Genomic DNA, 10,981 nt, shown 5'->3' with positions numbered 1-10,981 from the left:
CTCTGCTTTCGCTCTGGATCTTGCTTTTACACACTCAGGTCGGCTTTCAGGCCGCCGTGCTCTTGCTTTTGATCTTGATCTGACTGCCCCATTCAGCCCGAGGCCGAATGCAGGGATTGAGGAGCGGGTAAACCGGCAGGACGCCGGTTTAGCCGCGACGGGGCAGAGCCCTTTGCTTACTTTGGGCTGGGCCGGCATTCCGGCTTTTCCAAAGTGAGTCACTGTAAGAGCGAAACCATAAGCCGCCGTTACCCGAATAACGGATATGTACACCAAAGGCCCAACGATAGACCCCACCAATCACCCAGTCAGCCCAAGCGATTGGACGCTCCACCCCCAAGCTTCTAAGCTTCAGGCCTGCGCCACCCAAGAAGCCCGCCCATGATCGTCCGTCCCAAACCCAACCTGCTCGGCATCCTGTTCTCCCTCAAGGGTTCAATCGCCAAGCGCATCGCCCTGCGTAGCCTGATGGTCACCCTGCTCGCCTCAGTCATCGTACTGGTGGAAACCCTGCACCCCGCCTATTTCTCCAAGGTCAACGCCACCCCCTTCACCCTGCTGGGCCTGTCGCTGTCAATCTTCATGAGCTTTCGCAACAACGCCTGCTACGACCGCTGGTGGGAAGGCCGCAAACAACTGGGCCAGATGATCATCGAAGTACGCTCGCTGATCCGCGAAACCCAAGTCTTCAACCCTGCCGAGCGCGAAGGCATACTCCGCGGCCTCTGCGGCTTCGCCCACGGCCTGGTCGCACGCCTGCGCCTGGAAGATGAGGCGCACGCCATCAAGCCCTGGATCAACGTAAAGCCCAATCACCCAAATCCCCCCGACAGCATCCTGCAAGACCTCGGCGCCCGCTGTTCAAGCCTCGCCGAACAAGGCCAAATCAGCGACTGGCGCTACACCCAACTGGAAACCCGGCTGTACGGCCTGAGCCAGGTCCAGGCCTCGTGCGAGCGAATCAAACACACCCCGCTGCCCTTCCCCTACACCTTGCTGCTGCACCGCACCATCTACCTGTTCTGCATCCTCCTACCCTTCGCCATGGCCGAGCCGCTGGGCTGGCTGACACCGGTCTTTACCGCCATCGTCAGCTACACCTTCTTCGGCCTCGATGAAATCGGCGACGACCTCGAAGACCCCTTCGGCTTCGACGAAAACGACCTGCCCTGCAATGCCATCGTCCGCACCCTGGAGCGCGAAGTGCTCGCCGCCCTCGGTGAAACCGTGCTACCACCGGCCCTGGAGCCGATTGAGTTTGTGCTGACGTGATGCGGGTTTGACACTCGCGGTGACCTGACCGAAGCTGATGGCTTTGCACTAGCTCCCCAGCTTTCGGACGCCTGCATGTCAAAGTCACGCCGTTACTCCATCGTCGGCCTGTGCGCCCTGTTGTTTATCGCAGTCATCACCTGGTATTTCACCCGTACGCCACCGGTAGTGGTCCCACCGGCCATCGCCCATGGTTATGCCAAGGCCCTGAAACAGGCACGTAACGGCGAACCCGGCGCCGCCCGCGTGCTGTATCAACAGTTGGGCCGTCCGGACTTGTCCGACGTGCGCCGCGCCGCCCTGCATGCCGAACTGCCCAATTACCCCAGCCCCCAGGCCCTCAAGCTGGCGGACAAGGACCTGGCCAACGACGCGCCAATGGTGCGCGAGGCGGCGATCCACAGCATCGTCGGCCTGGTGCCCAGCGGCCAGCGCGTGCTGTTGCTGGGGCCACTGCTGGATGACACCGAACAAAGCGTACGGTTTGCCGCGGCCAATGCCCTGCTGGGGCTGTCCCCCGACACCCTGGGCCTGTACTTCGGCCCGTTGCAGCAAGTGCTCGATGAATACGTGAAATTGCTCAAGGCTCAGCCCGAGAGCCCCGAAGGCTGGATCCAGCTGGCACGCCTGTACATTCACAGCGCGCTGCTGCCCGACGCACAAAACGCCCTGGAACAGGCGATGCGCCTGCAACCCGACAACCTGCAAGCCGTGGTCGCACAAATCGAATTGCTGGATAAACAGGGCAAGGTCGACGAGTCCCGCCAGCTCTTGGCCAAGCAGTTACAGGCCCACCCCGATTCGGCCTACCTGCAACATGCCCTCGGCATGTGGCTGCTGCACCACGGGGAGCGCGCGTTTGCCCTGCTCAGCCTGTCCCGGGCGGTGGAGCTGGAACCGAACAATCAGGACTATCGCTACGACCTGGCCACCACCCTGCACGCCCAGCAGGAACTGGAAGCCGCCCAGCGCCAGTTGGAAGAAATCGTCCAGCGCAACCCGGCCAACCGTAAGGCGCGGGTGTTGCTGGTCAATTACTGGAAAGAGACCGGCCAGTTGCAGAATGTCCAGGTGTTGCTGGCGCAGCTTGAACAGCAGAACCCGGACGATCCGGCACTCCAACAAGGGCTGTAAAAGCGCTAATTGATACAAAACGTTGAACCGCTACACGGCGTCACGGTCAAGTAAATATGGCGCGCTCTCGCGGGCGCGCACCTCTACTTATACGTGACCCGAGGGCACTTCTTGTCTACATCCAAAGAGCTGTTCACAGCAAAGGCAGCCACCGGTATTGAAGGTCTGGATGACATTCTTGCCGGGGGACTTTCCCGTAGCCACCTGTTCCTGCTGGAAGGTGAGCCGGGCACCGGTAAAACCACCGTGGCCCTGCAGTTCCTCCAGGCCGGCGCCAAAAACGGTGAGCGATCGCTGTACATCACCCTGTCGGAAACCGAGCGCGAGTTGCGCCAGGGTGCCAAGTCCCACGGGTGGGACCTGGACGAACACATCCATATCTTTGAACTCACGCCACCCGAAAGCCTGCTAAACGCCGAGCACCAGCAGAGCCTGCTGTATTCCTCGGACCTTGAGCTGGGTGAAGCCACCCGGCAGATTTTTGAAGTGGTGGAGCGGGTCAAACCCACCCGCGTGGTGATCGACAGCCTCTCGGAAATCCGTTTGCTGGCCCAGAGCTCCCTGCGCTATCGCCGGCAGATCCTGGCGATCAAGCACTACTTTGTGCGCTACGACGCCACGGTGCTGTTGCTGGATGACCTGACTACCGAATCCCTCGACAAAACCGTGCACAGCGTGGCCCACGGCGTGATCCGCCTGGAAGAACTGACCCCCAACTACGGTGCCGAACGCCGTCGTGTGCGGATCGTGAAGTACCGCGGCCAGAAGTACCGCGGCGGCTTTCATGACTTCACCATCATGGAAGACGGCGTGCACGTATTCCCGCGCCTGGTAGCGGCCGAGCACCGTGGCGGCTACAACCGCCAGACCCTGACCAGTGGCATCCGCGAGATGGATGCGTTGCTGGGCGGCGGTATCGAAACCGGTTCCAGCACCCTGATCCTCGGCCCGGCCGGTACCGGTAAGTCGCTGATCTCGATGATTTTCGCGGCCGCCGCCGTGGCCCGGGGCGAAAAAGCTGCGCTGTTTATTTTTGACGAAGAACTGGGCCTGCTGTTCGAACGCATGAAAAACATGGGTATCGACCTGCAAGCCCTGCAAGACACCGGCAACCTGCTGATCGAGCAAGTGGATGCCGCCGAGTTGTCCCCCGGCGAGTTCTCCCACCGGGTGCGTCGCTGTGTGGATGAGCGCGGGATCAAGACCGTGGTGATCGACAGCGTCAACGGCTACCAGGCGGCAATGCCCGAAGAAAACGCATTGATCCTGCACATGCACGAACTGCTGCTGTACCTCAACCGCCGTGGCGCCGCGACCTTCATGACCGTGGCCCAACACGGGCTGGTGGGCGACATGCAGGCCCCGGTGGATATCACCTATCTGGCCGACACGGTGATCCTGCTGCGTTACTTCGAAGCCCTGGGCAAAGTCCGCCGGGCCATCTCGATCATCAAGAAACGTACCGGCAGCCACGAATCGACGATTCGCGAATACCGCATCGGTGGCCGCGGCATGACCATCGGCGAACCCCTCGATGCCTTCCAGGGTGTATTGCGCGGCGTGCCCACCTACATGGGCACCGATAACCCGCTGCTCCAGGATGAAAGTTCATGAGTGGCCTGCCGGCCATTTCCGAACGGGCGATCATTCTGGCCCCCCTGGGCCGCGACAGCTCCCTGGCGCTGATGATGCTCAACGAGGCGGGGTTCAACGGGATTATCGCGGGGCATTTGCAAATGCTCTGCGACGAGCTCGAACACGGCGCCGGCCTGTTGATCATCGCCGCCGAGGCCATGCATGGCATCGACCTGGAACCGCTGTTGACCTATCTGCACCAGCAGCCGGCGTGGTCCGACCTGCCCATCGTACTGATGACCCATCACGGCGGCAGCGAGCAGAACGGCTCGTCGCACCTGAGCAAGCTGCTGGGCAACGTGACCTTCCTGGAGCGGCCGTTCCATCCCGTGACCCTGATCAGCCTGGTCAGCACGGCACTGCGGGGCCGTCGCCGACAGTACGAAGCCCGGGATCGCCTGATCGACCTGAGCCAGAGCGAACAACGCCTGCAAAGCACCCTTGAAACCCTCGAACAACAGGTGGAAGAACGCACCGCCCAGCTGCGCAACAACGAAGAAGCCCTGCGCCAGTCGCAGAAGATGGAAGCCGTAGGCCAATTGACCGGCGGCATCGCCCATGACTTCAACAACATGCTCACCGGCATTATTGGCAGCCTTGAATTGTTGCGACGCCGGGTAGCGCGGGGGCGTATAGACGACCTCGACAGCCTGATTGATCTGGGCGTGACCTCCGCCAACCGCGCGGCCGCCCTGACCCACCGTCTGCTGGCATTTTCCAGGCGCCAGTCACTGGATTCAAAACCGGTCCAGATCAACCAGTTGGTGGCGTCCATGGGTGAGCTGCTGGAACGCAGCCTCAATGAAAGCATCACCCTGGACATCCGCCTGACCGAGCAGCTATGGACCGCCGAAGTCGACCCCAACCAACTGGAAAGTGCCCTGCTCAACCTGGCGCTCAACGCCCGCGATGCGATGCCTGACGGCGGCCAGTTGGTGGTGGAAACCACAAATCGCCATCTCGACAGCGTGTTCACGGCGGCCTACGGCACCCTCACCCCCGGCGACTACGTGGAGCTGAGCGTCAGCGACACCGGCTGCGGCATGCCCGAAAGTGTGATCAGCCGGGCCTTTGACCCGTTCTTCACCACCAAGCCCATCGGCCAGGGCACGGGCCTTGGGCTGTCGATGATCTACGGCTTTGCCCGGCAATCCCATGGGCATGTGACGATTCACAGCGTGGTCGGCGAAGGCACCACCGTCAGCCTGTTTTTGCCACGGTTTGTGGGTGAAATGATTGTGGATGAACCGCTCAACCCGGCCTTGCTGCCCTTCGCCAACGAAGGCGAAACCGTACTGATCGTCGAAGACGACCCGGCCGTGCGGGTGCTGGTGAGTGCCGTGCTGAGTGAACTGGGCTATGCGTTTGTCGAAGCCGGCGACGCCGACAGCGCCATGCCGATCATCGAGTCCGGCCAACGCATCGACCTGTTGATCAGCGACGTTGGGCTGCCGGGCATGAATGGGCGGCAACTGGCGGAAATCGGGCGGCAGGTACGGCCGGATTTGAAGGTGTTGTTCATTACCGGGTATGCGGAACACGCAGCGGTTCGCGGGGGTTTTCTGGACCCTGGGATGCAGATGATCACCAAACCGTTCACCTTTGATTTGCTGACGGCGAAGGTGCGGGAGATGATCCGGGCGTAACGCACGCCCGGCAAAGTGCGGTAATTATTAATTGTCGGCAGGTTGGAATCGTCACGACGGTATTGGGTACGAAGGTTCATATCTCAGCGCGCGCGATGCTGCTGGGGTGAACCCGACGATTCCCTGAAGGCCGCCCAATTATGATTTCGTCCAGTCGTGTAATCCCCCTGCACCAGTTGCCTGTCAATTCCGGCCCGGTGCCCCTTTCGGCAAACCAACCAACGGTCTCGGAACCAGGGTCATCCTCGGCAAGCGATGCGAGGCCTGTCGACTCGCGGGCCGAGGGCGACAGTGAACTGGCCAGGCTGTATGGCAATACGCTGCTTCGAACAAACGGGATGTCCAGTCATGACCGGGGGCTGATGATCGACAACATCCCGCCAAGCTCCACGTTTGGCCAGTGGTGGGCGCAATTGGGGCGCGCCCTCCAGTCACCACAGGTGGCCGAGTGGATGAAGTCTGCGCATGTTGATAAATCCACGCTGACAATCACCCCAGGATCAAACCAGGTCTCGTTCAAGACCACGCGCAGTCTCACATCGAGCCCGTCCTTGCAGACCCGTGGTCCGCAAGACAAGGATTGGGCGAATGTCAGTGGGCCTGTGATGGCCGCAGGCCTGATCGTGGCCAACGGATACAGCTTTGCAAGCTTCAAGCCTCCGCTTTCCGAGAACAGCAACAGCGCCCCGTTATGGCTGGTCAAGCGCTTCTACAAGGAACTGGAGCAATCGCCCGCTGAAACCCACCAGCGCGCGAAACAGATACTGGCAGACGAAGCGTTCCATACACTGGATGAGCCTTACTTCGAAGGGTTGCATGAGTCTCGCAGCGAAGATGAACTCGCAACCCAGAAGACCGCACTGGCGTCTCTTTACGACAATCAAAACCTGGGCAATGAATTCAAGTACCTGGCGGATCAACAGGTAGAAAACGGGTATTGGGAGGGACGAATCCCGCAGTATCTGGAGCAGACTCTTTTAATAGCGCGTTCCGACAGCCCATACGCAAACGAATCAAGCCCCTGCCTGAAGCAAATCATCGACGACAACGGTTGGGATATTCCCACCCACCGCGAACAATTGGAAAACCTCTCAAAGTATCTGCTCAGGCCCGAGCCGAGTGCCCCCGAGCATGGCAATAACGGCGGCGCATTAGCCTGGCCCACACCACTGGATCACCAAAGTCGGCTGCAGTTGGAGGCCGATCTTCATTACGGCAAGTTCGGCGACATTGATGTGAGTGCCTTCAAGAACGTGCTGGAATACCTGATGCAGGGCAATACATTTTCCCAGTCCGAGCTGCGCAATCCGCAACAGTTGCTCAAGACGCTCATCGACTCGCCCAAGGGGCAGGCGTTGGGTCTTGCGATCCAGGCCAAGTTCGAAGCCCGGTCGGTCAAGGGCAGTGTCGAGGACTGGCTGTTGGCAGCCATGAATATGGACGGCTATGTCGGCTCCGGCCCCCAGCGCAGGCCAGTCACTGTCATCTCCGGTTTCGACCTGATGGACAAAGAGACGTGGGGCAAACCTGCACCGGTGATCTTCAAGCACATCGTCGACTTTCTGGTCAGGACTGGCGAGGCGTCATCCCCCGAAAAGGCATCGATTCTGGCCCACGTGTTGCTTTCGAATCGGGCACCCGAATATCTGGTCAAGGACATCCCGGACACTGTCGTTCCCGGCTCCCATAGCTGGGTCAGTTTTGTCACCGCCGTGGGGAGAATCGAGGCTAAAACGCCAGGCGCGACGGCAGGCATGAGTTACGGGCAAATCATGCTGCATGCCGACGTGGCACCGATCTCCCTCAAGGAGCGCCAAGTTGAATATGCCGCGCAGGAAAACGCGCTTAAACATTGGGGGATCATCAACGGCATGGCCTCTGACACCCCGGAGCGAATGACCAGAGTCCGCGAAGCGTTCAGTGCCCAAATCAGTGAGTTACAGAAAGCCTCCGAAGCTTACCGTACGCCGATGCCGGACCTGCAGCTCATGGCGTTGGCAGAGTTGAAAGAATGCCTGCCCCACATGACCGAGAGCCAGTTGCAGGAAAAGTGCATCACGCTCGTCCTGGGCGACACGGGCCGCCCTGGCAATTACGATTTCCCGGGACCCTATTCCGTCCTGGATCTGTATATGAAAGACCGATTATTTGATCTTCCCTCGATGGAATTGACCGAGATAGATGAAAGTAAAAGGTCCCCCAATCTAAATAAATGGGTCTCTTCATCGGCGGCGGTGGACATCGACGATGTACTGAAAAAAGCCAGCGGTCGCCCGCACATACTGCCTGCATTTAAAGAAGCACTCGGCGCCTATCTAGAAGGCATCGAGAACGCTACTCGCGCCCAGGTTAAACTTTTGATATCGCAGCTGCCCTATGAGGACCGGGAAAATCTGGAATATGGAAAAATTACGGTTGCCAAAGAGTTTGATGTTTTAAAAGACAACGTTGGCCGCGAAACGCGGACTCGGATGAAGCCAAACACTCTGGTAGTAAAAACCCAACTGAAAAATAGGCCAGTGACGACGTACGAGATTAATTTGCAAACGTCTAAAATCACCAAACGTGAGGACTTCAAGGATTTTGAGGTGGGGCGCCAACCCACCGACTCTACCTATATTTTCCGGGAGTTTGACGAAGTAAAAACACGGGATTACTCGGAGGGAGAGATTGATGAAAAAACAATCACCGGCGCGCACCTGAATAGTTTCAACAGCACACGCACCTCCTACATCGCTCAGGCGCTGTTGGATGACCTTGATATTAAAGGCTTGTACGAGCAAGCCTGGGGTTCGACCACACTTGATACCGAAGTCCCCGCGTATAAAAACGTCCAGGAGTTTTTACTTAATTTGATTCCTGGAAGATCAGCGATCAAGAATTTCATGGCCGGTAATTATGGTGAGGGCATTGTGGACCTGACCCTTGATGTGTTTGGTTTCGTCATGGGACTGGGCGCCGCAGCAAAGGCTACCAAGGCCCTGGCGGCCGGTGCCTCGGCACTGGCCAAGGCAGGCCGAGTGCTGAAGATCGTTGGACGGGCGGCCATCGGCGTCCTTAATCCGTTGGATGGCGCTGCCGATATCGCGCGCGGTATTGCAACGCTGGGAAAAACCGGATTCAACAAGGGCGAAAAATTTTTCAGAACCCTGGCGGGCTCCGCCGACAACTATGATCTCGTGAGAGCCAGCAAACGTTTCGACTCGTCCTCATTCGGCACATTCAAGCTTAACAATGAGTTTCTTGAAGGGCCCGCCATTCTGCAAAATGGCAAATGGCATCACTACAACCCGTTGACCAGGCAAGCCTATGGCCCGCCACTGAAGGACTTTCTACCCTCCGCACGCATAGATACCGAAGGCTTCGGAAAATGGGCTACCGCAGACGGTGCCACCAGGAAAGTGGATGAAGCCATTGTCACCAACTGGAAAAACACCATTAACGCTCATCGTCGAGGGCCTGACAAAGATGCGTTTGAACAGGGCTACTTGTCTGGAGACCCTCAGACCATCCCGGGCTTTTCCAATAAGATGAAAGCGGCAGATATCATGAAGTTGGCGGGCAATAAGAATCTCACCGCAGAGCAGGCAGGCATGCTCCTCAAAAAGTACGACGATGTCGCCTATGAGTTTGGCCGCAGTGGATCAGCCAGGTTTATCGACAACATCGAACCTCACTTCGGAAACGTCATACCCATGCCCCAAGTCGTGTACTTCAGCCAAACGGGGCAACTGTCTGACGGGCAATGTGCCGCACTTTCACGCGCCATGGCGACCGCCGTGGCGGAAGGAAAAGATCAGACGCTTCTCACGAACATGTTTACCGCCGCAGCCCTCCCAAAGGCCCCTGCCTCCAGAGAGTTCATCGCCAGGCTCAGCAAGCTTCAAACTCAGGTGGGGGCTCGAAGTGCGTTCCATGCCGGGCAGCCTACCCGGCAGCTTTCAATACAAAACATGGTTCAGGAACTGGCGGACGCCACGGCTTCAAAGTCAGTCATGATCGACACTCCAGGTCACGCCATGGCGGCGGGTGTAAAGGTGGATGGCACTCACCGAAGTTATTACTTTTATGACCCTAATCATGGCATTGCCAACTTCCAAAGCGCGGAGGATATGAAAAAGGGCCTGGAACGACTTTCGCGCGATAAAAAACTGAAGCCGCCCTATAAAACCCATAGCACCGACCCCAACAAGTTGGAGTTCAAGGTGTTTGATCATGATGACGCCTGGCAACAAAAAAATAGTGTGTTCAGTCCCGACGTTAAAAAACTGTATGACACACCCATCACGATCCCTGGGGTTGCCCCCCTTTCTCATGTGGAACTGAAAACCAAGTGGGAGTTACTGCATAAGGCTCCGGGCAATCAAGGCCTGCTATGTTATGACGCGTCTGTGCGTGTCGGCCAGGCGGAAAAAACCCTCTCGGATGACGTGTTCGAGGTGGTCAAAGCCAGCACAAAAGGCCAAGACGGCACAAACTACTCGCCGCGTTACCTGGAACTGATGGGAATCAAACCAGACGCGCTCAAAACCACATTCAGTCCCGCCGACATCACCGAATCCGGGCTGCTGAATTTCAAGCACGCCAATGAAGGCGGAGAGTTTGGTCACACCGTCTACATTCAAAAAACTGCCGACAATGAGCTGTACCTTTTCAACACCAACAGCCCGGACCTGGACGTGGCGATGGTCAGGGCAGGCAATCCGCCTGTCGTCAGCGGCGGAATGACCGTGTACCACCTTGGTAATGGAAAAGACAAAGGCCTGCAGAGCTTTCTGGACGGAATTGACGGAAAACCAGGTTGGCAGTTCGCTTACACGCCCGCCAGCACACTGAATACCAATGTGAAGAGCCTGAACGCCTGATCGTTTAACTTGGCGCCGCTGCCTTCATGCCAACAGGCGCTGAATATGCTCCTGCAACGTATCCAGATCAAACGGCTTGGCCAGGATCGGTGCGTTGCGGGTGATCGGGCTGTTGCAGTCAAGGATTTCCTGCGGGTAGCCACTGATAAAGATCACTTTCAATTCCGGTCGCAGCTTGATCGCCGGCTCGGCGATCTGCACCCCGGAAATCCCGCCGGGCAGGCGATAGTCCGTCACCATCAGGTCCAGGTGCGGCTTGGTGGCGAGGATTTCAAACGCCTGCTCACCGTCAATCGCCTTCAATACCCGGTACCCGAGGCCCGACAGGTACTCGCCCAACACAAACATAATCGACTCGTCATCTTCGACGATCAGTACCACATCTTGTGCATCTTCACTCATGGGAAGCCTTTGTCCGGTCAATTGCTG

Annotated in this window: 7 protein-coding genes; 6 read left to right on the top strand and 1 reads right to left on the bottom strand. The window is 58.2% G+C overall.

Annotation, left to right across the window (positions count from 1 at the left end; translation table 11 throughout):
* The 6 genes from V3W39_RS28810 to V3W39_RS28785 all read left to right on the top strand — a co-directional run.
* A partial coding sequence (locus tag V3W39_RS28810) for a hypothetical protein (protein ID WP_330213821.1) occupies positions 1-217 on the top strand: 217 nt, incomplete at its 5' end.
* Positions 218-381: 164 nt separating this feature from the next.
* A complete protein-coding gene (locus V3W39_RS28805) occupies positions 382-1,272 on the top strand; it encodes a bestrophin family protein (protein ID WP_177044259.1) in 891 nt (296 codons plus the stop codon).
* Between the two features lie 75 nt (positions 1,273-1,347).
* Positions 1,348-2,406 (top strand): tetratricopeptide repeat protein, encoded by a 1,059-nt coding sequence (locus V3W39_RS28800; RefSeq protein ID WP_177077804.1) that lies wholly within the window; start codon positions 1,348-1,350, stop codon positions 2,404-2,406.
* Between the two features lie 111 nt (positions 2,407-2,517).
* Entirely contained in the window at positions 2,518-4,020 is a 1,503-nt protein-coding gene (locus V3W39_RS28795; RefSeq protein ID WP_177077806.1) for an ATPase domain-containing protein, read from the top strand.
* The gene (locus V3W39_RS28790; RefSeq protein ID WP_177044256.1) at positions 4,017-5,687 is read left to right on the top strand and encodes a response regulator; all 1,671 of its coding nucleotides are present in this window, start codon (positions 4,017-4,019) and stop codon (positions 5,685-5,687) included. The genes V3W39_RS28795 and V3W39_RS28790 overlap by 4 nt, the downstream gene beginning before the upstream one ends.
* 362 nt (positions 5,688-6,049) lie before the next feature.
* The gene (locus V3W39_RS28785) at positions 6,050-10,552 is read left to right on the top strand and encodes a hypothetical protein (RefSeq protein ID WP_330213820.1); all 4,503 of its coding nucleotides are present in this window, start codon (positions 6,050-6,052) and stop codon (positions 10,550-10,552) included.
* Positions 10,553-10,576: 24 nt separating this feature from the next.
* Here V3W39_RS28785 and V3W39_RS28780 read toward each other — a convergent pair whose 3' ends face one another.
* A complete protein-coding gene (locus tag V3W39_RS28780) occupies positions 10,577-10,954 on the bottom strand; it encodes a response regulator (protein ID WP_010171103.1) in 378 nt (125 codons plus the stop codon).
* Positions 10,955-10,981: the final 27 nt, after the last annotated feature.

The organism is Pseudomonas sp. Z18(2022), assembly GCF_036346535.1.
Taxonomy (GTDB): Bacteria; Pseudomonadota; Gammaproteobacteria; order Pseudomonadales; family Pseudomonadaceae; genus Aquipseudomonas; species Aquipseudomonas yamanorum_A.
This window is presented reverse-complemented; position numbering and strand designations above follow the sequence as displayed.

Excerpts from the sequence above, each read along its gene's own strand:
- V3W39_RS28805 (WP_177044259.1), top strand. The coding sequence starts at position 382 with ATGATCGTCCGTCCCAAACCCAACCTGCTCGGCATCCTGTTCTCCCTC.
- V3W39_RS28800 (WP_177077804.1), top strand. The coding sequence starts at position 1,348 with ATGTCAAAGTCACGCCGTTACTCCATCGTCGGCCTGTGCGCCCTGTTG.
- V3W39_RS28790 (WP_177044256.1), top strand. The coding sequence starts at position 4,017 with ATGAGTGGCCTGCCGGCCATTTCCGAACGGGCGATCATTCTGGCCCCC.
- V3W39_RS28785 (WP_330213820.1), top strand. The coding sequence starts at position 6,050 with ATGATCGACAACATCCCGCCAAGCTCCACGTTTGGCCAGTGGTGGGCG.
- V3W39_RS28780 (WP_010171103.1), bottom strand. The coding sequence starts at position 10,954 with ATGAGTGAAGATGCACAAGATGTGGTACTGATCGTCGAAGATGACGAG.